Origin of the sequence: Faecalitalea cylindroides (assembly GCF_028321995.1) — a bacterium.
Classification (GTDB): domain Bacteria; phylum Bacillota_I; class Bacilli_A; order Erysipelotrichales; family Erysipelotrichaceae; genus Faecalitalea; species Faecalitalea cylindroides.
In genome coordinates this window covers 182,849-206,714 of the sequence record NZ_JAQLXG010000001.1, presented here as the reverse complement: position 1 = coordinate 206,714, position 23,866 = coordinate 182,849, and the positions used below count along the sequence as shown (strand labels likewise).

General features: G+C 31.4%; 22 protein-coding genes. 2 read left to right on the top strand and 20 right to left on the bottom strand.

Translation table 11 applies throughout. The features are described 5' to 3' along the window. Nucleotides 1-4: 4 nt before the first annotated feature. The 13 genes from PND65_RS01130 to PND65_RS01070 all read right to left on the bottom strand — a co-directional run bounded on the left by PND65_RS01130 (nucleotide 5) and on the right by PND65_RS01070 (nucleotide 13,295). Nucleotides 5-499, bottom strand: coding sequence for an acetyltransferase (locus PND65_RS01130; protein WP_271989856.1), 495 nt, complete (start codon nucleotides 497-499; stop codon nucleotides 5-7). Nucleotides 500-546: 47 nt separating this feature from the next. Then, a complete protein-coding gene (locus PND65_RS01125; protein WP_271989858.1) occupies nucleotides 547-1,338 on the bottom strand; it encodes a dCTP deaminase in 792 nt (263 codons plus the stop codon). Between the two features lie 61 nt (nucleotides 1,339-1,399). Continuing rightward, a complete protein-coding gene (locus PND65_RS01120; protein WP_271989860.1) occupies nucleotides 1,400-2,599 on the bottom strand; it encodes a capsular polysaccharide biosynthesis protein CapF in 1,200 nt (399 codons plus the stop codon). Between the two features lie 38 nt (nucleotides 2,600-2,637). Continuing rightward, nucleotides 2,638-4,917: a hypothetical protein gene (locus tag PND65_RS01115; protein WP_271989863.1), complete on the bottom strand. Its 2,280-nt coding sequence runs from the start codon at nucleotides 4,915-4,917 to the stop codon at nucleotides 2,638-2,640. Between the two features lie 26 nt (nucleotides 4,918-4,943). Next, on the bottom strand, nucleotides 4,944-6,044 hold the full coding sequence (locus tag PND65_RS01110; protein ID WP_271989864.1) for an AbiH family protein: 1,101 nt from the start codon (nucleotides 6,042-6,044) through the stop codon (nucleotides 4,944-4,946). Between the two features lie 22 nt (nucleotides 6,045-6,066). Next, nucleotides 6,067-6,594, bottom strand: coding sequence for a hypothetical protein (locus tag PND65_RS01105; protein WP_271989866.1), 528 nt, complete (start codon nucleotides 6,592-6,594; stop codon nucleotides 6,067-6,069). A gap of 1 nt (nucleotide 6,595) precedes the next feature. After that, nucleotides 6,596-7,639 carry a polysaccharide biosynthesis protein gene (locus tag PND65_RS01100; protein WP_271989868.1) on the bottom strand — a complete coding sequence of 348 codons (1,044 nt, stop codon included), beginning with the start codon at nucleotides 7,637-7,639 and terminating at the stop codon, nucleotides 6,596-6,598. Nucleotides 7,640-8,055: 416 nt separating this feature from the next. Beyond that, on the bottom strand, nucleotides 8,056-9,249 hold the full coding sequence (locus PND65_RS01095) for a glycosyltransferase (RefSeq protein ID WP_271989870.1): 1,194 nt from the start codon (nucleotides 9,247-9,249) through the stop codon (nucleotides 8,056-8,058). A gap of 245 nt (nucleotides 9,250-9,494) precedes the next feature. Continuing rightward, entirely contained in the window at nucleotides 9,495-10,493 is a 999-nt protein-coding gene (locus PND65_RS01090; RefSeq protein ID WP_271989872.1) for an acyltransferase family protein, read from the bottom strand. Then, nucleotides 10,486-10,731: an acyltransferase gene (locus tag PND65_RS01085; RefSeq protein ID WP_271989874.1), complete on the bottom strand. Its 246-nt coding sequence runs from the start codon at nucleotides 10,729-10,731 to the stop codon at nucleotides 10,486-10,488. The genes PND65_RS01090 and PND65_RS01085 overlap by 8 nt, the downstream gene beginning before the upstream one ends. Before the next feature lie 11 nt (nucleotides 10,732-10,742). Further along, a complete protein-coding gene (locus PND65_RS01080) occupies nucleotides 10,743-11,018 on the bottom strand; it encodes an LbetaH domain-containing protein (protein WP_271989876.1) in 276 nt (91 codons plus the stop codon). A 232-nt stretch (nucleotides 11,019-11,250) separates the two neighbouring features. Beyond that, complete coding sequence (locus PND65_RS01075; RefSeq protein WP_271989877.1) at nucleotides 11,251-12,600, bottom strand: lipopolysaccharide biosynthesis protein; 1,350 nt, start codon at nucleotides 12,598-12,600, stop codon at nucleotides 11,251-11,253. Nucleotides 12,601-12,605: 5 nt separating this feature from the next. Next, nucleotides 12,606-13,295: a CatB-related O-acetyltransferase gene (locus PND65_RS01070; RefSeq protein ID WP_271989879.1), complete on the bottom strand. Its 690-nt coding sequence runs from the start codon at nucleotides 13,293-13,295 to the stop codon at nucleotides 12,606-12,608. Nucleotides 13,296-13,596: 301 nt separating this feature from the next. Between PND65_RS01070 and PND65_RS01065 the strand changes: the two genes are divergently transcribed. Together PND65_RS01065 and PND65_RS01060 are read left to right on the top strand one after the other, a co-directional pair. Next, the gene (locus tag PND65_RS01065; RefSeq protein ID WP_271989880.1) at nucleotides 13,597-14,331 is read left to right on the top strand and encodes an IS110 family transposase; all 735 of its coding nucleotides are present in this window, start codon (nucleotides 13,597-13,599) and stop codon (nucleotides 14,329-14,331) included. Nucleotides 14,332-14,349: 18 nt separating this feature from the next. Continuing rightward, nucleotides 14,350-14,673, top strand: a complete 324-nt coding sequence (locus tag PND65_RS01060; RefSeq protein ID WP_271989882.1) for a hypothetical protein — start codon at nucleotides 14,350-14,352, stop codon at nucleotides 14,671-14,673. A 38-nt stretch (nucleotides 14,674-14,711) separates the two neighbouring features. On the opposite strand, the gene PND65_RS01055 is transcribed toward PND65_RS01060, so the two are convergent. The 7 genes from PND65_RS01055 to PND65_RS01025 all read right to left on the bottom strand — a co-directional run bounded on the left by PND65_RS01055 (nucleotide 14,712) and on the right by PND65_RS01025 (nucleotide 23,865). Continuing rightward, entirely contained in the window at nucleotides 14,712-16,037 is a 1,326-nt protein-coding gene (locus tag PND65_RS01055; RefSeq protein ID WP_271989884.1) for a hypothetical protein, read from the bottom strand. Between the two features lie 127 nt (nucleotides 16,038-16,164). Continuing rightward, complete coding sequence (locus PND65_RS01050; RefSeq protein ID WP_271989886.1) at nucleotides 16,165-16,503, bottom strand: hypothetical protein; 339 nt, start codon at nucleotides 16,501-16,503, stop codon at nucleotides 16,165-16,167. Between the two features lie 553 nt (nucleotides 16,504-17,056). Continuing rightward, nucleotides 17,057-18,130 (bottom strand): glycosyltransferase, encoded by a 1,074-nt coding sequence (locus PND65_RS01045; protein ID WP_271989888.1) that lies wholly within the window; start codon nucleotides 18,128-18,130, stop codon nucleotides 17,057-17,059. Nucleotides 18,131-18,541: 411 nt separating this feature from the next. After that, nucleotides 18,542-19,579, bottom strand: a complete 1,038-nt coding sequence (locus tag PND65_RS01040; RefSeq protein WP_271989890.1) for a glycosyltransferase family 4 protein — start codon at nucleotides 19,577-19,579, stop codon at nucleotides 18,542-18,544. Between the two features lie 641 nt (nucleotides 19,580-20,220). Then, the gene (locus PND65_RS01035; protein WP_408611279.1) at nucleotides 20,221-21,471 is read right to left on the bottom strand and encodes a nucleotide sugar dehydrogenase; all 1,251 of its coding nucleotides are present in this window, start codon (nucleotides 21,469-21,471) and stop codon (nucleotides 20,221-20,223) included. A gap of 45 nt (nucleotides 21,472-21,516) precedes the next feature. Next, complete coding sequence (locus PND65_RS01030; protein WP_271989893.1) at nucleotides 21,517-22,578, bottom strand: NAD-dependent epimerase/dehydratase family protein; 1,062 nt, start codon at nucleotides 22,576-22,578, stop codon at nucleotides 21,517-21,519. Between the two features lie 102 nt (nucleotides 22,579-22,680). Then, complete coding sequence (locus PND65_RS01025; protein WP_271989895.1) at nucleotides 22,681-23,865, bottom strand: radical SAM protein; 1,185 nt, start codon at nucleotides 23,863-23,865, stop codon at nucleotides 22,681-22,683. Between the last annotated feature and the right edge of the window lies 1 nt (nucleotide 23,866).

Below are 23,866 nucleotides of genomic sequence, written 5' to 3'. Positions count from 1 at the left end.
TTTACTAAATAAATGTGTTATTTTCTATAACACATCCAGCTTCTATCTTGGTATAAGCTGGAATATTATTATTCGCTTTGATCGTTGCGTTCAAACAAATATGGCATCCTTCTCCAATATGACAGTCATGATCGATGATCGCTCCACAATTGATGATACAACCTTTTTCAACAACTACATTGGTATTCACCACAGCGAAAGGTAGGATCATACATCCACTGCCTATATGTGCCTTTGGACTTACATAAGAACTTGGATGAATTAAAGAAGCAATCATGCAGCTATTTTGCTCTAACTTCTTGATCCAATTCATTCTTGTCTTATTATCTCCAAAGGCAGGATAAAATTCAGTATCTGGATTGTTATATTCTAAAAACGTAGAACATGTATGTTCTGTATTATCATCCAAAAATAAGATCTCTTTATATCGTTTGGATTGTATAGCCATATCCTCAATCACATGACCGTACCCACCTGCCCCTAATAGTACTAATCGCATTTACTCTCCTTAATTCATTTGTAAATAAAAAGATGGAAACCCATCTTTTATAAAATATAACAAGTTAAAACAATTAAAACGCCAAATAAAGCAATATAACTTCCTAAAAATAATTTAGATTTTGCTTTATTCAAAAATATCAAAATTAATCCCATAAACAAAGCAATAACTACACCCAATGAAATATTAATTGGTATAATGTTTTCCGATGAAAAATTATTCGTTAACTGCGAAAAGTTAATTGTAATTAGAGAAAAAATAGAGACAAATAAACCCATGAAAGTAATAATATTCAAATAGACACTATTTTCCTTTTTTTCTAAAGTTTCATTTAGTTCTTCTATTTTTGAAACTCTTTTTTCATATTCACTTTCGTATTTACCTAAACCTCTATATTCATTTTCATTATTAAAGGATGCATTCGGATTTGAAGCATAGTTTTGTTCCGGTTCCTGTTTTAATTCTTCAAAGAAAATCTGTGCGATTTTATCACCTTTAGAAATAGTTATAGAATTACTTGATAAATTAACTACACGTAAAAACATATATGTTTCATGACCTGGAAAATAATGTGGTCCTGATACAAATAAACCTTGACGCATACGAGAATTTTTTTCTCCAATGCGACCCATTAAATTATTAGGCATCTTTATTTTTTCCATAGTTTTAATAAAAATCATTTCCTGTGGTCTTAAAACAAACATATCTTTATCTTCGTTTTCACAAATAATACTTTGAATTGTTACATCATAAGAAACAGGACCTACGTTATTCTCATCATATCCTTTAATTATTATCTTTTCAGCTAATGATTTTATATTTTTATCCACTAAAATCATATCTATCAACTCTTTTCTGATTTTATTGAATTATACCACTTTTTATAGACGCATGCCAAATTTAAATGACCTTTTCAAAGAATGTATCAGGATGTTCTGGATCAAAACTTTCATTGGCCCACATCACTGTTACTAGATCTTGTGTATCGCTTAGATTGATAATGTTATGTGTATAGCCTGGTAACATATGAACTGCTTGAATCTTTTCTCCGCTTACTTCAAATTCAATAATTTCATCGGTTCCGATCTTTCTTTCCTGTATTAATGCATGGCCACTCACTACAATAAAGAACTCCCATTTGGTATTATGCCAATGTTGTCCTTTAGTGATCCCTGGTTTTGAAATATTGACACTGAATTGTCCATGATCATTTGTTTTTAGTAATTCTGTAAAACTTCCTCTTTCATCACAATTCATCTTTAGATCAAAACAAGTCTTTTCTTTTGGTAAATAAGAAAGATATGTTGAATACAATTTCTTAGAAAAAGAATCCTTTGGAATCGAAGGCATCAATAATGTATTTGGTTGAGCTTTAAAGCTTTCTAGCAAAGAAACGATTTCTCCTAAAGTTGCCTTATGAGTTACAGGAACATAACAATATCTTCCTGTTTCACTTGGTACAACATCTAATCCATCAAATTCACAATGATGTTCTTTTCCTTCTAGCGCATCTAACATTTCTTCTACTAGATCATCAATATATAAAAGTTCTAATTCAGTACTTGGATCATTGACCTGGATTGGTAAGTCATTAGCCATATTGTTACAGAAAGTAGCTACAGCACTGTTATAGTTTGGTCGACACCATTTTCCAAATAAATTTGGAAAACGATAAACTAATACTTTAGCCCCAGTTTCTTTTCCATAATCAAAGAATAATTCTTCACCAGCTAATTTTGACTTTCCATAATCACTGGTTCCATAACGACCAATCAAAGTCGCCTGTATCGAACTTGATAACATCACTGGACAATTATTTTCATATTTCTTTAATGTATCTAGTAATATAGAAGCAAATCCAAAGTTTCCTTTCATAAATTCTGATTCATCTTTAGGACGATTAACACCCGCTAAATTAAAGACAAAGTCACACTCTTTACAATATATTTCTAATTCTTCTTGTGTTGAATCAATATCATATTCAAAGATAGAATCAACAACTAGATCTCTAGTTCGATTCTTTCCTTCTTTGATGTTCTTTAGATTTTCTACTAAGTTCTTTCCTACAAAGCCTTTAGCTCCTGTTATTAGTATTTTCATAGGGCCTCCTTGTCATAATAAATTCTATTTCTTTAAATCTATGACTCACTAATAGTTTCATTTTCATACTTATATTCTATATAAGAATACACCTCTTCAATTCTTTGAATTAACATAGCTAAACTTAATAATGTAACTTTAAATCCAAAGACTAATTCATCGCCTGTTGTATATGATCTTCCATGTACACATTCGTTTCTAATATTGAAAAAATTCCCATTATAAAGATTGTGATAAATAAACAAAAAATCAGAAACAGTCTCAAAGCTTTGAATTGTAAAATATGTTTTCTCAAGAAGTATCTTTAAGATTGAGCTAGGATCCTTGCTTTTCATAAAATTTGATTCATCTTCTTTGAAAGGAAATATACTATATAGACTACCTAGATGATGTATTAATGCTTCAATAATTGGAAATAATTGAGTTAAATGAGCAAGTGTTATATCATCTGAATAATCAATTAATGAGTAATAATCTTTTAAAGACTCTTGAATGGATTCATATAACTCTTTTGTTTCATTAAAAAAATATGTATATTTGATAACACAATCTCTCATATCCCTTAAAAGTTCCCTGATATAAACTTTTGTATCTAGGATATTTAAAAATCGATAACCGTATTCTTTTATAATTTGTTCGATTATTGCACCTGTTAATCTATCTACATCATGACGATCAACATCAAATACTATTGTTTCATCTATAGGAAAAGTTTTTTCTAAATGAATTTTACTAACTTTAGAAAATATTGCATTTTCAGATATTATTTCCATGTGAGTTATGTACTGATCTGTTTTAGTAAACATACAAGCGTTTGCTAAAAGCATAGGATTGTTTAAGATAGCCTGATTATATTTATCTAGTTGTTCGTTTTTTATAGAGATTGTTTGCGAAAAAGTATGTAATTGTTTTGAACATTTTTCAAAATATTTGTTCTCCCAAATAGATTGAATACGAATCATTTCCCATTTTACTTTCTCTTTATCTACATTTTGATTATTTTGCAAACGCAAAAGAAATAACATATATTTAATAAAATAATTTGAACAAAGTCTATCATCTTCCTCAATTATGTTATTAAAAAATTTAGCGTTTTTATTAAAATATTCTTTATTTATAAACTCAGAAATCTTGTCATCTGACAAATATTGCAAATATTCTGCTCCACTAGTGATCGTATCTAATCTTTGAAATTTGGTTTTATAGTAATTTTTAAGTATCTTTCTTTGAGATTCAACTAAAATAACATTATGACTATTTAAAATTTCTAATTCTTCTATATCACTTATTTTAGAAAATAAGCGCATTAACTCAGAAAACATTGAGGTTTTTATTAATTTGTCTTTAAATAAAAATGAGATTACAGAAAATGAAGAATTATGATACTTATCATAAAGAGAAGTTGCAGTAGGATAGTAATTTAAAAATAATTCTATATGTTTATTTATTACATTTTCAGTAGGTTTATTCCCATACAAAACATATCTTATAGTTTCAATCACAAAATCTGAAATAAAACAATGATAATAATCCTGAATTACTTTTAATACTTCTAAGCTCCATTTTTCTTTTAATTCCTCGTTTGAATTAGTATATGAAAATAATGGAACTAGCCGTTTATCTTTCTTAAAACTTACATTTAACATATCTAAGAGATAGTTTTCTTCCCATGTGTTAAATGAATTAGTTTTTAAACTTTGATAATTAAAAGCATTAACATTAACAATCTTTTCTTGTAAATCATCTAGAAATTTAGACTCTGCTGGATAAAGCTTTTCATTAATATTACTAACAAAAATATCTTTTAACTCAGAAATTCCATCAATCTTAATGGAATCAAGATATTCCGTTATGTCTTCTTCATATAATGATAAAGTCTTGGTTTTTAATATTTGAAAGATATTTTTGTGAGTAATAAGTCTATGGTCCAACAACTGATCGGTATTGTTATCTTGATTTTCAAGTTTAGTAATCCAGGTTATCAAAAAGAGCGTTTTTCCTAACAAACTATTTACCAAATCCATTATTCCGTCTTTTTCTTTCTTTCCAGAAAAATATTCACAAATTAAATATATTTCTTGAAATAAAAAATTTGAAAACCATATTGTTTTTGGATCACACTCAATGATTTTAGAAAAATAATTAAATAATTTTCCTAAGATAGAGAACTGATTAAAAAATTCTTTCCATGATGTAATTTCAACTATTTCAAATCTTTCTTCTAACAAATCAATATACTTCTGCCAATTTTTTGAACGTTTTAAATAATTTTCATGAAAAGCTACTTTTTCTTCATGTGTCAAACTATTTTTAACCACAATAATCTCCTTTTGATTAAATTGATTTATATTAAAGAACTATCATATCTGACAACTTTTGTATAAGGTGATTTTTCTTTAATTGATATATATTCTACCTTGTCTATATCTAATTTTAAGTTAGCAACATATTTTTTCGAATTAACATAATCTTCTTCAGAATAATAATACAGGATCCAATTTACATTAGGTATCTTATCTTTTATGTATTCAAAATAAGGAAAATCAGTTTCACTATATCCTAAACCTAAAATCACTATTTCTTGAATATTTTCACAATCTATTAAATAACTTTCACAAGATTGAATAGCTTTTTCAAGTCCTTTATAAAACTTTTGAATTAATTTTATTTGTCGTTCGTCATAATAATGTAAAGACTCTATATTCTTAGTATGACCCATTCTTGGTGGATTTCGAAGATCTGATTGTCCATGTATATGTAATGGTTGTTTAGAATAGATAATTTCAATAGTATCAGAATAATTGAAATTGATGATATAATCATCACCGCCAAAAAAATCATCTGGTAATAGTTTCATTGTATCTTTTCCACTTGGACTTTCATAATCTATGGGATCAAAAATTGTCGAATTTATATGTTCAACCCAACTTAATAAATCTATTTCAAATTTTTCAGAAAGGCTGAGTAAATATCTATATTTCTCCACAGCAGGTTTATAAAGAGCATCTAAATCAGATTCGATAACTTCTCCGTAATCCTCTTGTTTTAATAATTCAAGAAACAATATACGTTCCGTATCAATATCTAATACTTCTTCATCTAAAAACAAATACCATAAATAATTTTCTAGAGATTCCCATATAGTATAGAGAATTAATGTTTCCCCGGAAACTTCATATAACCGACTATACTCTACAGTTCTCTCTATTTTTGAAACATTCATTTTACTAATAGCTTCATCAACTGAATTTAAAGGTCTAGTATATCTCCAATCATCTTCCCACATATAACCATTTTTCATTAAAAAATTCTTTAATAAAAATTTATTAAAAGTTAAAAATGTTTGGTGGTCATGCTCATACATCCAATTCATGAAATCTAAATATCTAGTATTAAGTCCGTGAGCTAGATCAAAACCATTGCCTATTAAAAATAACTTTTTCATATATCTAAATCAACGAGTAAATTTACTTGATTTTAAATTCTTTTCGTAAATTTAATTCTTCGATGATAGAATTTATTTTTACCTTCATTTGATCATATAAACCTTCTTTTATATAAAGGTCATTTAGTCTAATTTTTAATGTATCCATAGGATTTGTTATTTCCCCAAAATAATCATATTTCAATTGTACGACTATTAATGTACAATAAGCCATAAGTTTATATATGTTATCTTGATTAGATCTATCTTGTAGAAGATAATTAAACTGCATAAATTCAGATAAAATAGTTATAACATCTTTTGACCCATACAAATAAAGATCATTAACCAAATCATTTAATTTTTTTTGATTAAGTTTTCCCATCTCATTAAGATCAACGAATACTTTAGCCTCATTTATTAGTTCTATTCCCTTTTCTAACATTAATGATCTTTTATTTTTCAACACTTCATTTTCCATATATTTTCTATTTTGCCAATAAGAAATAATAAAACCAATGATAGAAACTGTACTCGGAATAATAATAGATAACCATTCTATATTTATCATTCTACTTTTCCCAATCTTTTAATGCTTCTTGCACATAGTCTGTAGTAAGAATCTTTTTAACAGTTCCTTCTACATCTAATCTCTTTGTATTATGACTTGTATAAGATTCATCTGCTTGTGTATGCACTTGTCCATTCACCATGAATTTATCATAGTTTAGATCTCGACTATCTGCAGCTACTCTGTAGTATCCGCCCATATCTTCAGCTCGTAATCTTTCTTCTCTTGTCATCAATGTCTCATACAGTTTTTCGCCATGTCTTGTTCCAATGATCTGTGTTCCTGTATCTCCAAACAATGATTGAACTGCTTTTGCCAGATCTCCAATTGTAGAAGCATCTGCTTTTTGAATAAATAGATCGCCTGGATTAGCATGTTCAAAGGCAAATTTTACTAGATCAACAGCTTCATCCAAGTTCATCAAGAATCGTGTCATATTTGGATCTGTAATGGTAATTGGATTCCCTGCCTTGATCTGATCAATAAACAATGGAATAACACTTCCTCTTGAACACATTACATTTCCATATCGAGTACAACAAATCACTGTATTTCCTCTTTCCGCTGCAACTCTAGCATTGGCAAAGATAACATGTTCCATCATTGCTTTAGAAATACCCATGGCATTGATTGGATAAGCAGCTTTATCTGTACTTAAACAAACAACTCGTTTTACATTGTTTTCAATTGCTGCATGTAGTACATTGTCTGTACCAACAATATTTGTACGAACAGCTTCCATAGGGAAGAATTCACAAGATGGCACTTGTTTTAATGCAGCTGCATGGAAGATATAATCCACTCCTGGCATTGCATCACGAACAGACTGTATATTACGAACATCTCCAATATAAAATTTAACTTTATTGGCATATTCTGGATATTTAGCCTGTAGATCATGTCTCATATCATCTTGTTTCTTTTCATCACGTGAAAAGATACGAATTTCTCCAATATCTGTAGTTAAAAAATGTTTTAGAACAGTATTCCCAAAAGATCCTGTTCCTCCTGTAATCATTAATGTTTTTCCACTAAATGCTGACATATTATTATTTTTATATGATACAAATGTAACTTATCGTAACATTTATATCTCTTCTCCTTTCTAACCTTTACATTGTAAATAGAACTTTCATACTCTTTATACCAATATATGTAATTTATCTACTTTGAGGAAAGTGAATCTGTTAGAATTCATCGGTTTATAGATGGATAGTTTTTGATATCTTCATGTTTCATAAATTTACATTGGTAAGATCATTACAAAATTTATAGAAAGCAAGCTCTATGTGACAAAATCGTTTTGCAGCATCAATGTTGCTAAATTCGAACATATCACAAGTATCTACGATCTTTCCTCAGTTGAATTAATACTAGATTCACTTCACTTTGATAATATTGATAAAAGTTTTCAATCATTATTACCCTATTTTCCTAAATCAAATAAAGATAAAGAATTATTCATTGGTTTTTTATCAACCTATCACTACCATCAGGTTGGTTTCTTTTTAACATTTTATTTAAAAAAGTTAAAAATGCATCTCTATAGTTTTCATCATAAAAATATTCATTTGCCGTTTTTAAAGCCTCTTTCTTCATTTTCATCATTTGTTCCACAGACATTCGAAGAATGCGACCAAGTGCTTCTATTAATGTGTTTATATCATTGTTTTCCACCAAAATGCCATTAACACCATCCTTAACATAAATATCTGTTCCTCCTACTTTTGTACAAATGCTTGGAGTCCCAACACACATAGCTTCCGTAAACTTTGTTGAAACCCCTGCCTTTGCATAGCGTTTATTTTCACGCAAAAGTACAGACATATGAGCTTTTGCTACATATTGAAGTACTTTATCGTGTTCTATTCTACCCAGAAACCTAATGCCTTTTCCAAATTCAGAAGAATTATAAGCTTTAAACGACTGCATATCTACACCTATAATTATAAATTCAATCTTTATTGATTCTAAATTAATTTCGTTTACTGCTTTAATCATTGGTAATAAAAAATCTTTCTGTGCTAGTGTTCCTGCAAAAACAAGTTGTACTTTTTCTCCATTTATTTCCACAGGCTCTGCTCTGAAATCCTTATCCTGATAAATTGGTGGTAGTTTAAGAACATTTGCTCCCTGACTGATATAATGCTTTTCCAATAACGGACTAATTGCTATCATATTCCCACATTTAATATCGAGATACTTTTTTCTTATATCTCTTTGCCAATAAACCAGCTTTATAATACCCGTATAATCCTTACTTTCGGCCCATTCCGTGACTTCAACTGAAAGAGCTATATGCATTTTCTTGCATAACTTTAAAACTCGCAAATATAAAATTATTGATGCCGGATCATAAAATATCATAACGTCCGGACGAATTTCCAATAAATTTTTTTTTACTCTGCGCCACATTCGAAATCCAACAATTTGTTCCAAGATCCATTGAATACTTCTTACTTTCCGACTTCCATAATACGGTTTTGAATAATCAATTTTAAATTCCTCACTATGAATCGCCTCTCCTTGTATGGGATACTCGCAACAAAAAAACACGGTGTTTCCCATTTTTTCTAACAGCCGTGCATTTCTAAGAACATGAATAGATGTTGCTGTATTTTTTTGTCCAATTGCGCCAACATACAATATTTTCATTTATCATTTCACCTCTTCATCATTCTGATTTTCACAATAACAGCACTTACTATAACTCAAAAAAAACAATACAGAAAGATCTTTCAAAATAGTACGGATTTTTAACTCTAATCTAGTAAAAAAGTGAAGACATTTATCCAAACAAAGCATAAAAAATATATTTGTTATATATAATTCTAGTGAAATCACTCCTGCTCTTACCAATATTTTCGTAATATATTCCAACTTCATTGTTTCAAAAATAATTAATTACCTATAAGTTTCTTCGCAACAATCTCTGATAACTTCCCATACACTGCACTCAATAGACATCCAAACATAACAACTAAACCATACGTTAAAAATCCATAAACATCCCCTGTCCTCTTTAAAATATCATCAATATTAAAGATGAACACCGCCTGAATAACAAATATATTCCACAAATACATTTCAAGAGAATGTTTCCCAAAGAATCCAAGAACTGTATTAACCTTGTTGCTATGTAAAATATCAAGTATCCAAGATGATATGAATGTTATCGGGAAGCCCAGCATCGCCCATGTTATATTAGTTACAAACAAGAAATTCTTTAAAGGGGTCATTGATTTTATTAAAAACAAGATTACACATATTCCACTTAATATAAGCCCATTCTTATTTGATTTTGTAAACCCGGCATACAGATAACCTATAAGATAAACAATAACACTGGAAAAAACCTGAGCAAGATGTCCATATATATCTGGTATACAAATGGAACAAATGAAACTAAATATAACACTTATAACAAGAGTCAAAATAATTCGTATGTTTTTCCTTTTCTCAGCCCAATCATAAAAGCACGGAAACAGCAAATACACGGGAATAAGCATTGCAACATACCAGGCTCCTTTGTGTTCAACCCAAAAAGACAATGTACTTACATCATATATAAACAAAAGAATATCCTTATTGAGAAACAAGTCTTGTATTCCGTACCAAGTCATAGCTATTAGGCAGTATGGTACTATAACCCTTGCAAATCTTCTTTTGTAGAATGAAGCTTTATTATAATTCCTTCCTCGTGATTTTAAAGAATGATACAAACCAATTGCAGAGAGAAAAACAAAAATATAGACTCCTATTCCACCATACCCAAATATACTATTGATAATAGCCGGCCACTCTACTATGTCTCTTGAATGTCCTAGCACCACACCAAGAGCTGCAATTCCCATAATTTGAGTTCTATATTTCCCTATCCATTCATCTAATTTATTCATCAAGATCCTCCTCAATCATATCACAAATATGAATTACTTCCTCTTTGAAATTAGATTGATAATTTACATAGTCATATGGCGGTGTATTTACAAAACATTTCTCAGCATATGCCGCTGTTGTCATAATAAATTTTGCTGGTACCCCTCCCCACACTTCTCCGGAAGGTATATTCTTACTAACAACAGCTCCCGCTGCAACGATACTGTTATCTCCAATTTTTACATTTGGTAAAATCACACTCCTAGCACCTATAAAGCAATTATCGCAACATTAATTCGTCCAAATTTAACGGTGTTCTTATATTTCTCCAGACTCCGAAAACACCACGTACCAGCGTCATGTGTTATAAAACAAACATCAAAAGAAATCAATGTGTGGTTACCTATAGAAACTAGCCAAGGCTCACTTCCCCAATTAGGAGAATCCGTCAATCTTGAGTTTTCTCCTATCTTTACACCTATTTTTCTAGCATATATCATAGGTTTTCTTTTTTTCAGATACAACGAATATAATCTACAAAACATGATATAACCTCCATTTTTTATGTTCTTTTCACTGCTTCAATTTAAATATTATTTTAAGAATCATAATAAAAAACATGAACATTAACAATGACTGTCAAAAATGTAGATAACACTGCAAAACCACTTATCTTTACTTAATAGCCCAAACTAAGTTATAAATACTGTCAATACTTTGCATATCAAAGTATTGACATACTTGATTCAGATATTCTTCACAAATAGTATCCTTTTATTATTCACAACGAGTCGCATTTCTCATATATCTGATTAGCCATATTGTTTGTACAGCTAGATAGGGTATGAATGCACAGATATTTGCAGCGACAATAGCTGCATAACTATTAGTAGCTTGTGTCAATATATATGTAAGTGCAACATCAATAATTGCACCAATTGTCAAGAAAATTGATTGCAATTTTAATTCGCCAAGCCCATTTACAAAACAAGTAATCGAACCAGACCAAATCATCACAGAGCCATACAACGCAAACAATGTAGCTATTCCATAATCAACAGGAATCGTGTTCGCTCCAAGCCAGATATCAAATATAAACTGGAGTGGGATAATTAAGAAAAACTCAGCGCAAATAGCCAATAAGGCAATAAATAGAAATCTCTTAAATAAATTATACATCCATCTATAATTTTTCTCCACCTGAGCCTTTGTAACAGCAGACCATATTGGTGTAGTCGCCAATGTAACAAAAGTTCCAATTAACGTAAATATCTTATTATAGATATTAAATTCTACGGTAGCTTCATTTCCAACAAACAGTGTTACAAAGTAACTATTTGTGCTATTCAAAACCATAGACATTAACTGAATCCAAAGAAACACACCTCCAATTCTTAACGTTGACATCGCGTACTCTTTTTTTACAAACTTAAGCGAAGGCGCTATTTCTTTATTGCTTATGCCAAATACGATAAATGTTGTTATAATAAGCGGCCCATTAACCGCAATCAAGTATGCAATTGCCATAGTAACAATGCTTCCATTATGACCTATTCCGATAGCAACGGATGCATATGCGAGCATTATTACATTAGTTAAAAGATTTAACAAGCTAGGAACGAATGCTCTTTGAAGTGCATATAAAATGGAAGTAATAAGTCGTAATACAAATTGAAGAATTATACTCATAAGCAAAATTGTAAGAGCATTCCTTAGTGTATCTTCATCCAAAACAGAGACATCTATATTAAACACTTTATTCCAATTCACAAATTGTGAAATCAGAGCAATTACGACGATGATAATCAATGATATGCTGAATAGAAATATATAGGCAGATGACACATATTTCCTTCCTTCGTCTCTGTCATCGCTTTGAAGTGCCCCTACTAGCTTATTTCTTAAACCATTCCCTATCCCCATATCACAGTTTAGAATCCAAGCCAGTACAGACAGAATAGTAAACCAGACACCTAGAATTTCATTATTATTAAAATAACGGATATAAGTGGGAGTAGTAAAAAGACCTATAAAAAGAGATAGCCCTTTCACTCCAAATGAACCAATTATATTAGCAAATAACCTCCTTGTATCATTGTTTTTTATTGAACTTTTTATCTTAATCATTGTTTTCAGCATTCTGTCGTTTCCCTTTCAACTTCAATAAAAAATTTATCAATATTCTCGAAACACTCTGAGTGTTTAATCACCCACTCATCATCCCTATCCCACCATTTGATCTGGAGAAGTTTCTGGATTTGTTCGTTATCAAATCTGTATCTTATTATGCGTGCAGGAACTCCACCAACAATTGCGTATGGAGGGACATTTTTAGTCACAAGAGCTCCCGCAGCAATTATTGCTCCGTCACCTATAGTTATACCTCCTATAACTCTAACATCTGAACCTATCCAAACATCATTTCCTATTTCAACACTATAGTGATCTTGAACATATAGATATTCCTCAAATTTGTTTTCTTTAACATAGGTAAAGCCAGCTTGTTTCGATGTAGAAAAAAAAGCAGGATGTGTTGAAACAAATTCAGATGTGGGATGCCTTCCAATGATAGCCTTCACATTACTTCCAATTGAACAATAGCGCCCTATTGACACATAGTGTAGTTCTGTTCCTGTATTAAAATACGTGGCTTTCCCAACTTTGCAAGAAAACAATTTTGTTCCTTTTGTAAAACGATTTCTCCCTTCTAATATACAATTCCGATCAACGTAAGCTCCCTTTTCAATAATACAATAATTAACTCGTTCCATTTTACGTTTCCACAAAATCTGTTGGATTTTATGCTTTATTTTTCTAAACATAAATTTCTCCATTTCCCCGCGCCTAAGGTCGCGCGGTCACAAATATTTCATCAATAAATTTCACATGTCCCATTTTCATGTTACCCTATAAGAGAGGTGGTACACTACAGAGCACGTGGAGGTGAGTAGGAATTCTACTCGATTGAATATCCTGTATTTTTATAAGTTGCCGTCATCATCTCAAGCACAAATAAGTAGGACTTCGAGCCTGGACACTTATGATTGTTCAATCAACTGTTGTCGATTCGCTTTGATGACAGTCAATGCTACCTCTCCTTTTATATGAAAGGAGCTTTTTTATATGTCAATGAAAATCGTTCGTTTCAACTGCTGTGGCATGGATGTTCACAAAGACTCGATTACTGCTACGATCGGAATTACCGACAAACAGTCAAACATTACTGAATACTTCCAACAATCCTTTTCCACTTTAAACTCGGATCTATATCGTTTAAAGGATTGGCTGAAATCTCATCACTGTTCGGATGTCTGCATGGAGTCTACCGGTAAATACTGGATCCCCATCTTCAACATTCTTGAAGATGAGATCAATGTTCATTTAACGCATCCCAAATATGTCAAAGTCATCAAAGGCAAGAAAACCGATAAGAAAGATTCCAAATGGATCTGTGATCCCTTCAAACATGATCTGATCAAATTTTCGTTTATCCCTCCAAAAGAGATTCGAGAACTGCGTGAGATTGCCTGTTACCGATACAAACTTGTCTGCATGCGTACTTCAGAACGGAATCGTTATCAGAACTGCATGACCGTTTCCAATATTGGTCTGGCTTCGGTTGTTTCAGATCCTTTTGGGAAAACAGCTTCCAACATCATGAAGGAAGTCATGAGGTCCAATGTGATCGACGATGACAAGATCCTAAAGCTCATTCACAAAAACTGTAAGAATAAAGACAAGATACTAGACTCTCTTCATGGCTATCGAATTGAATCAGATCAACGGTTCAAGATGAAGAAATCTTTGGATTATATGGAATATCTGGATCACCTCATCAATTCGTGCGAAGCGGAATAGTTCAAACGGGCTTATCCTTTGCACGAATCTTTCCAGTACATCACACAAATAAAAGGAATCAGTGCTTTATCGGCTATCAAAGATAAGACATCTTATTTTGGAAGAAAGTATTCCAATATAAAGAAACGACGTGGTCACAAGAAAGTCATCATTGCGATCGCACGCATGATGTTGGTCAGCATCTATCACATGATCCTTACAGGTGAAGAATTTAATCCATGTAATTATGAGTTCTTTATGAATCCAAAACTAAACAACAACCAATCACTAACAGTTGAAAAAGCATTAAATTTTTTGAAACAATCTGGTGTTGATATTTCTTCTATTCAAGTCAACTTATAATTTTTTTCAATATTTTTACCATCTTTTTTTTCGTATTTTTATTCATACTTCGCCTCGATAGATGCATCAGTATCATATCTCAGACAATTATTTCGCCTATTAACCACTAGTAAAATAACAATAGACACAATAAATGGATAAAAAACCATAGATTGAGCCATTGTTGACTGGAAGAACAAAATCATAAAAACAATTTTAGCAGCTGTAGTCAAATTACAGCTTTTAATTATAGGACGAATATGCCATATTATCGTGGCAAAGAATGGTATAACACCCAAAGCAGCGCCAAAAGTCATCAACGCTCCGCCTGCTGCTCCTGCAAGCTGCTGCTGTATAGTAGAAAATGTTGCATCAAATCCTACTCCAAAAGGATGCGTAATCATTATTACTACAGAGGTTCCCATCGTGCCCAAACGCCATACTCCGGTTGATGCGGTTATATCCACATTTCCATCACTAAATAGCTTCCCTAGCAATGCAGTATATAATAAACTCTCATTTCCACGAATATTATAGTTAAGAACTAAAAGAATCGCGACAAAAAATAGTGATCCTAGTATTGTCTTTTTGATATTTGTTAAATTATCATATTCTTTCACAAAGAAAAATGCTATGAAATAGGACAGTAGAATCAGATATCCGGATGTAGATTGTGTAGTAAGTACAGCCAGAGTAATTATGATAAATCTTCTTCTTACCTGTTTCCTGTCAAATAAATGAAACTGTGGTAAAAATAAAAGCGAAAATAATGCACAGTTCAAAACAATCTGATAGTTGCCGGGTTCCGTATAGATTCCAAGGTTCCTGGTCATTTCACCTTCGCGCATTGTAAAAAATAATTTCCCCCACGCTGTATAGGGCACTCTAATGACACTTCCACCATAAGTGGCAGCACTCCAGTCATTATATGAAAACGTAGAACTAAAAGGGGTAAGAATCGTTTTAAGGATATCAGGATAGAACAACTGAATAAAATAACAAATCACGCTCAATCCTGCAAAATAATAGACAACATTTATCATGCGAGTAGAAAACATGCTCTTATCCACACATACCGCAAGAAACGCCATCATAATACATGAAAGATATTCTACCAACACAGAAAGTCCAACACCACCTACTGTATATCTTACGACAATAACCCCAATAGCTAAAATTAAAGATATATACAGGCAATACCGATTGCTATACTTTCTTTTATTAAAAAGAATTGCAATAAACCCTATTAATATAATCGCGTAAGAGACCACTTGATTATATATCGGGTTCTCTCCTTGTATGGTGTAATAAAGAACACCACCATTATAAATCATCATTAAATATATGAGTACATATTGTATCAGTGCACTTTTCCTAATAATCACTCTTTATATCCTCCATTATCAATGGTAATCGTTTTAATTCCTCTTTTCAAAAAAGTTAACTAATTGCTAAAACTATTATATATAATCTAACTTAGATTTCTCTGTAATCTTGCATCTATTTGAGTAATCAATTATTTTTTATCATAATCAAGCTACGTCTTATGTCATGCAATATCGTATTTACATCACAGCCATCCATCATTGAACTATTCTTACCATCTTCCAGGTATAACTTAGTATGATCACCACCCTTAGAGCATATAGGTATAATCTCATGGGAAAGTTTTTCGGAAATATTTCTAAGAAAGCTTTCTAAGGTCTTCCGTAAAACAACTCTTGCTAATATCGTGAAATGCCCCCAATAGTATGAATCTACAAATTCCCTATACGACATCCAATCATGTATATTAATTTCTCCAGTAGGACTGTTTCCTAAGTGATATTCTTCCATAATTTGCTTTACCATTTTCCCTACCTCCACAAATGTGAAAACTTATTTTTGAATTTTCTATATTTAATGATAAAGAAAATTCAAAAATTGTTTCTTTCAATGTTTCCTTCATTATTACATTCCCAAAAAAATTAAATATTCTTTTATTACGCAAAAGCTTTTCAATAATCAATATTGAAAAGCTATCTGCTATAATCTTTTTTAACTATTTCACTCTCTATTTTCACAAACCAAATTAAGAATAAATAAATCTCTTGAATATATAATAAGAAAATCACCGCCATCCAAAAAATATTATGCTAAATTTTCCTTATAGTATTTGCCTATTAGATAATTGAAATTCAAGTAATATTCGAATTTATCTCCCTTAAGTTTACATCTCTACTTTAATTCCTTAATACTCGTTTCCCACAAAAAAGACAGTTGGATTCCTGTTAAAATTACAATCGTTTTTTATCTAATCTCCAAAAACTATTACAAAGATCGTAGGTAATTTGTTACTGTCTCACCCGTGTAAAATTTAGATATCCACAAATAAAAATCCTCTTAAGCCTCTATCCATTCTGTGTTAAATTCTATATGTAAGACTGTTAACAAGATTTTTCCATTGTTCGCATACTTTCTCTTCGCTTATCTCCCATCTAATGTTTAATGCTTCTCTTCCAATACTCTCAGCAAACTCTGTATCTGATACGATTTTATTCATTGCCTTAACCAATTCTTCTCTATCACCAACAGGTACAAGCATCCCATTTTCTCCGTTATGAATAATCATTCTTGCACCGCCAGGAGGAGAATCTGTACTTATACAAGGAAGCCCTATCGACATAGCTTCTAATAAGGCATTTGAAAGCCCTTCAAAGTTTGAAGTTATAATGAACATAGATGCATCTCTAATTTTCTGTAGAACTTTTTCGTCAACTCCAGCGAATGTTACTTTTTCTGTTAACCCTTTTTCCACTGTATACATTTTCAGTTCTTGTTCTATCGGACCTTCTCCATAAATTATCAATCGATAATTTTCATGATTGACCCTAAAAATATCAAATGCATCTATCATTAGTTTAAGATTCTTTTGTGGATGAAGTCTCGAAATTGTAACAATATTATGTTTTCTTACGCCATCATATATTTCTGGAATATCTTTTCTTAGTGGATTAAGTATAATGCATCCTTTTTTTTGTACTTTTTTTGAGAAAAATTTCATTGCTCCATTCGTTTGAAATACAATTTTATCAGCAAATCTATATAATAAATCTCTAATATAATTATACTTCGAAGATATTGTTTTTGATGGATCATTACGTTCTGATACAATAACCCCAACTCTAGCTAATTTAGCAGCCAAAATTGCATACAAATTCAGTTTTGTCATAAATGAAATTACAACTGTTTCTTTATTTTTTTTCAACCTATTTACAAGCCACAATATCCTAGTTATTCCACCCTTGGCTACAGCTGTATATGATTTATCTACGAATACATTCTCTGCTATTGAATATTCCACTTGTGAATCAACCATCAACCATATTTCCACTTTAAAATTTTGCGAAAAATTATTGGCCAATGTCACAATTACTCGTTCTGCTCCTCCGCTTTTAAGTGATGGAACAATAAATACTATCCTCGAATTTTGTTTCATAAAGTCACCACCAATATACGAAAATATGTTAATCTTCACTCTTATTTAAACATTGTTACCTAATTTTGATAGTTAAGTTCAGATATATATTCATTGGAATAGCGATAGAATAATCTTTCAATGAATTTTACAATCTTTAATTTTTCTATATTGTCCAAATCAATTACCAATATATTGCTTGTATTATAAAAAGCAAATCTACAAACTTTACGTTGTCCAGTAGTAGAAAAAATATGCATCTGCTATTCCACACACTAACAAAATTACATTTATTTTAGCATTATTACCTTTTCTAACTCTGGACTGTTCCATATGAACACAATTGTCCCTAATTTTATCTGATATAAAAAACATTAATAGTATTAATAAAATTGCAACTATTAAAATTTCATCAAACACTTACATTCTACCTCATCGCTTTAAGCATCCTCTATTAATCAAAGTATTACCAACATATTTTCCATAGCTTAATAAAGAATGCTTATTCTCATACAATGCTCTACAATTAGATGATAACCGTTTATATAGTTCTTGATTACCCCACAATTTTTCGACTGCGACCATCATATCGTCTTTTTTCTTTGAAACCACTAATCCGGTTTCTCCATCTATAACATAGTCATCAGCTAAACAGCTCGGCTTAGTGATTATTATGGGTTTTGAAAAGGACATAGACTGGAGTAATACAGTTTCGCCTGAACCAATCTTTCCATCCATAATTGGAATTATCATAAATTTGCAGTTCTTGATGAATTCAAAAGACTCTTCTCCCCATACGTTATTGTAGATTCTTATATTATCCGGCAAATTATCCTTGTGCAATTCATCACAAACAATTCTCAACGGATAGTGAGTTTCTGAAAAACATTCGATAAGAAAATCCCAATCTCTATTGCTGCGTCCAAGAGACAGAATATAATCATTTGTCGCCGGCACACTCATATCTACACGTTCCGTAAAATCATTAACCCCAAAAGGAAGGAAAACAAATCTTTCTTTAGGTTCACAAAAAACCTCTGCACAATAATCACAAAAAGTTTGAGATGTACATACGAATACATCAATATATTTACTCTTAACAATATATTTCATGAACCAAAAGTATACTATTCCAATAAACCCTTTCTTCGGTTTATAAGTAAAATTTTTTATCAATAGCGTATTTACTTTTTTTACATGGAAAAGCCTACAATAAAATGCAAATAAAAGTCCATAGAAAGCTTGCCATCCAACAATATTGTTATATTTCTTACGATGGAGAAAAATGGTGAATGGAAAGAAAAAATATTTAAAATACCTAACAAGATTTCCAATTCTATTCTTTCGTCCTTCATTTGCTGTATAAACCAACGCTTTCCATTTTTGCTGTGTTGATTGTTCAAGCCCTTTAATGAAATCTTCCGCCTCTTCTTTGTTACTATCAAATAAAGCAATATTTTTTACTTTCATAGGTCCTCTCTTCCATCTCTAATGTAAACGTTTTTTACAAGAGTATAAACGTCTTCCCTTTGTACTTTTCAATATATCCCGATAATGCCTATTCGAATGCACGCTCTATCACGCTATTTCTAAATTCTCTTGAAAACCTTTTTTCCTACCTTCCACTCTATATGTAGAAATTTATAGGAATTTTCTTCATTTGTATCAACATAAGATCCCTATTTTTATCATCAAGCCAAATATACATTTATTCATTGCTGTATTTCATTATTCTTTCTATATCACTGTATACATCAAACAAATGGATTCTCGATTGATAAAAATATCAATGTCTGTGTATCCTAAAAAGTCATATTCCTAAAAATACTCTTTAAATGGATTTTTATGAATATGATTGTAATTTTATAGTTTGTATTTTTTTATATAAGTGCTATCTGAAATGAAAACTGCTTCTGTATTCTTTCTTTTATCTCTTTAAATATTAAAAACAGAATCCTTAAATTGATAGGGACCCCTCCGTATTGTATCATTAAATACAATGAATTCTATCGAAGGACTATTTCGAAGTAAATTCATCCAAAAAAGAAATTATTCAATAATTCCCCAATATAAACAGTGAAAACGTAAATTGATTTCATGATTTATCTTTGTTAATCCCTTTGGAAAATATCCCTTGTGTATACCTTTTCCTTCACATCATTTAAGCAGTTATCATAGCGGTTTGCGATGATTGCTTGTGACATTTCTTTGAATTTTTCTAAATCATTCACCACGACACTTCCAAAGAATTTTTCTCCATCTTCAAGTGTAGGTTCATAAACAATAACAGTTGCACCTTTAGCTTTGATTCGTTTCATAACACCTTGAATGGAACTTTGACGGAAGTTGTCACTGTTGCTCTTCATTGTAAGACGATAAACTCCTACTACAACTTCTTTTTCTTTACTTTCATCCCAACTATCGTTGGCGCCATAAGCTCCTGCGATTTCTAATACTCGGTCGGCAATAAAATCTTTTCTTGTTCTATTGCTTTCTACAATAGCTTCAATTAAATTCTCAGGTACATCCTGGTAGTTTGCCAATAACTGTTTGGTATCTTTTGGAAGGCAATATCCTCCATATCCAAAACTTGGGTTGTTGTAATGAGTACCAATACGAGGATCTAAACAAACTCCATCAATGATTTCACGTGTATTTAGATTCTTACTTTCTGCATAAGTATCTAGTTCGTTAAAGTAAGCAACTCTCAGTGCTAGATATGTGTTGGCGAATAACTTCACAGCTTCAGCTTCAGTAAAGCCCATAAATAATGTGTCAATATCTTCCTTTAATGCACCTTCCTGAAGTAATTCTGCAAACACCTTTGCAGCTTTTACCAAGCGAGCGTTTTTTATATCTGTTCCAACGATAATACGACTTGGATATAAGTTATCATACAAAGCCTTTGATTCTCTTAAGAATTCTGGACTGAAAATGATATTGTCACAATGGAACTTTTCTCTTACACTAGCCGTATAACCTACTGGAATCGTAGATTTGATAACCATGATTGCATCTGGATTATACTCGATAACCAATTTAATAACTTCTTCCACAGCCGATGTATCAAAAAAGTTTTTCTTACTATCATAATTTGTGGGAGCTGCAATAACCACAAAATCAGCATCTTCATATGCTTCTTTTGCATCTAATGTAGCTATTAGATTCAATTCTTTTTCTGCTAAGTATTTTTCAATGTATTCATCCTGAATAGGTGATTGCCTCTTATTAATTAATCCCACTTTTTCAGGAATAATATCTACAGCTGTTACCTTATGATGCCGGGCCAAAAGTGTCGCAATAGACAAACCTACATATCCTGTACCAGCAACAGCAATTTTTAAATCTTTAAATTCTCTCACGATCATTTCTCTCCTTAACTTAAATTGTTTAATTAAGATTAAAATTTACATATAGAACGCTTTATACCACTCAGCAAACTTTCTTAGACCTTCCCTGAGACTTGTACTTGGTTTAAAGTTGAAATCTCTCTCTAATGCACTAGTATCTGCATAAGTTACCGGTACATCTCCAGGTTGCATTGGAACTAGTTCTTTATGAGCTTCAAAATCATAATCTTCAGGTAAAACCCCTGCTCTTACAAGTTCTTCGCTTAATATTTGAACGAAATCCATTAAGTTTTCTGGGTGATTATTTCCAATGTTGTAAAGCGCATAAGGTGGTACAGGTAAGCCATCTTCACCATTCTTTCTTTCTGGAGCCTTTTGCATAACTTTTTCTACACCAGTCACAATGTCATCAATATATGTAAAGTCTCTTTTACAATTTCCATAATTGAATATCTGAATAGTCTTACCTGCTCTTAACTTATCCGTAAACCCAAAATACGCCATATCCGGACGCCCCGCTGGTCCGTAAACTGTAAAAAATCTTAAACCAGTAGACGGAATGTTATATAACTTAGAATAAGCATGCGCCATCAACTCATTTGATTTTTTTGTCGCTGCATATAAAGACACTGGATTATCTACTTTATCATCTGTGCTATATGGAACTTTCTTGTTTGAACCATACACAGAAGAACTAGAAGCATATACCAAATGTTCAACAGGTGTATTCCCTTCATATGAGTGTCTACACGCCTCTAAGATGTTATAAAAACCTAGTAAGTTAGCTTCTACGTATGCGTCCGGATTAATAATTGAATAACGAACTCCCGCTTGTGCCGCTAAATTTACTACAATCTGTGGTCCATATTTTTTGAATATCTCATCGATTAACTCTTTATTCGCAATATTTCCTTTTATAAAAGTAAAAGAATCATACGAAGATAATTCATTCAAACGGTATTCTTTAAGATGAACATCATAATAATCGTTCATATTATCAATACCAATTACTGTTACATTTTTAACATCTTCATAAAGACGTTTGATAAGATTGGAGCCGATAAAACCTGCCGCTCCCGTTACTAATATTGTTTTCTTTTCTAATTTCAGCATGTCCATTTTTATCGTTCTCTCTTTCTTGACTTCTATTTCTCATTTATTGAAACTATGTAATAAAATTTATATTAATATTAAACAATTATGATGAAATCGTTTATTCCGTTATTTCCCCATCTGTTTTGCAATATCCGCATCAACGATTTCTTCACCAGTTTTACCTTTTAACTGTGCTTTACTAGCTTCACTTAATCCATCATTGATTACGGCATTAAAGTCACATGTACTGCATTTATCTAATTGTTCTTTTGTGACTTTTCCATCTCTGTAGTCTCTACAGATTTTGTTTTCGTACATGCTGTATGGGTGTTTTGTAAATAAAGCTTTAGCTTTATGTTTCAAAACCCATGTAGCTGGTTTCCAAATATATTTATGCATTGCCGGACTTACAGAACCAATCATCCAACAGTTTCTGTCACAACAACGCACTTTCTTTCTTACTTGTTCTGCTTCTGGACTGTTCCAAAGTTCATCCCAAGTTTGTCTATTTAAGTTACCCATAACTTCTTTATCTTTTGTACCGTTACAAGGCATAACGTCCCCATAAGGATCAATAAAGAAGGTATCAAAACTCATATCACAAGGTAATAATCTTTTTTGTCCATAGATATAATTGATCAAACCATGGTTAAAGTAAGCTCTAAACCATTTCTTAGGACTATTGGAACGTAATAATTCATTCACTAAGTCCTCAAAGTTTTTGGCTACCATTGATCTATCATGAATAATGTTTTTCGCTTCTACAAAGTAAAAACTGTTATGTAAAGACGCTGTGGCAAATTCCATTCCCATTTCATCTGAAATTTTATATAAAGGAACAAGATCTGGTGCATTTTTATCCTGCACTGTCATACCAAATCCAACATCTTTCATTCCCATTTCTCTTAATTTCTTTAAAGTTCCATAACCTCTTTGATATCCATTCTGTAATCCACGAATATCATTGTTTGTTTGTTCCAAACCTTCAATGGAAATACGAATACCAATTTGAGGAAATTCTTTACACAAATCTACAATTCTATCTGTAAAGAAACCATTTGTAGAAATAACAATACGATCACTTTTCTTATACAATTCACGAACTATGTCTTTTAAATCCGTACGAATAAAAGGCTCTCCACCCGTAATGTTTGTAAAATACATTTTTGGTAATTTACGAATCGTTTCAATACTTATTTCTTCTTCTGGTTTAGAAGGTGCTTTATAACGATTACACATAGAACAACGTGCATTACAACGATACGTTACAATGACGGTACCATTTAACTTCTTTTCTTCATTCTTTGCCATT

Bases quoted from the DNA above. Each gene is read 5' to 3' on its own strand.
- PND65_RS01125 (WP_271989858.1), bottom strand. From the start codon at position 1,338: ATGATTTTAGTGGATAAAAATATAAAATCATTAGCTGAAAAGATAATA.
- PND65_RS01080 (WP_271989876.1), bottom strand. From the start codon at position 11,018: ATGTTTTGTAGATTATATTCGTTGTATCTGAAAAAAAGAAAACCTATG.
- PND65_RS01030 (WP_271989893.1), bottom strand. From the start codon at position 22,578: ATGGACATGCTGAAATTAGAAAAGAAAACAATATTAGTAACGGGAGCG.
- PND65_RS01040 (WP_271989890.1), bottom strand. From the start codon at position 19,579: ATGAAAGTAAAAAATATTGCTTTATTTGATAGTAACAAAGAAGAGGCG.
- PND65_RS01070 (WP_271989879.1), bottom strand. From the start codon at position 13,295: ATGTTTAGAAAAATAAAGCATAAAATCCAACAGATTTTGTGGAAACGT.
- PND65_RS01075 (WP_271989877.1), bottom strand. From the start codon at position 12,600: ATGATTAAGATAAAAAGTTCAATAAAAAACAATGATACAAGGAGGTTA.
- PND65_RS01130 (WP_271989856.1), bottom strand. From the start codon at position 499: ATGCGATTAGTACTATTAGGGGCAGGTGGGTACGGTCATGTGATTGAG.
- PND65_RS01105 (WP_271989866.1), bottom strand. From the start codon at position 6,594: ATGATAAATATAGAATGGTTATCTATTATTATTCCGAGTACAGTTTCT.
- PND65_RS01120 (WP_271989860.1), bottom strand. From the start codon at position 2,599: ATGAAAATACTAATAACAGGAGCTAAAGGCTTTGTAGGAAAGAACTTA.
- PND65_RS01090 (WP_271989872.1), bottom strand. From the start codon at position 10,493: ATGAATAAATTAGATGAATGGATAGGGAAATATAGAACTCAAATTATG.
- PND65_RS01025 (WP_271989895.1), bottom strand. From the start codon at position 23,865: ATGGCAAAGAATGAAGAAAAGAAGTTAAATGGTACCGTCATTGTAACG.
- PND65_RS01095 (WP_271989870.1), bottom strand. From the start codon at position 9,249: ATGAAAATATTGTATGTTGGCGCAATTGGACAAAAAAATACAGCAACA.
- PND65_RS01045 (WP_271989888.1), bottom strand. From the start codon at position 18,130: ATGAAACAAAATTCGAGGATAGTATTTATTGTTCCATCACTTAAAAGC.
- PND65_RS01110 (WP_271989864.1), bottom strand. From the start codon at position 6,044: ATGAAAAAGTTATTTTTAATAGGCAATGGTTTTGATCTAGCTCACGGA.
- PND65_RS01050 (WP_271989886.1), bottom strand. From the start codon at position 16,503: ATGGTAAAGCAAATTATGGAAGAATATCACTTAGGAAACAGTCCTACT.
- PND65_RS01100 (WP_271989868.1), bottom strand. From the start codon at position 7,639: ATGTCAGCATTTAGTGGAAAAACATTAATGATTACAGGAGGAACAGGA.
- PND65_RS01065 (WP_271989880.1), top strand. From the start codon at position 13,597: ATGTCAATGAAAATCGTTCGTTTCAACTGCTGTGGCATGGATGTTCAC.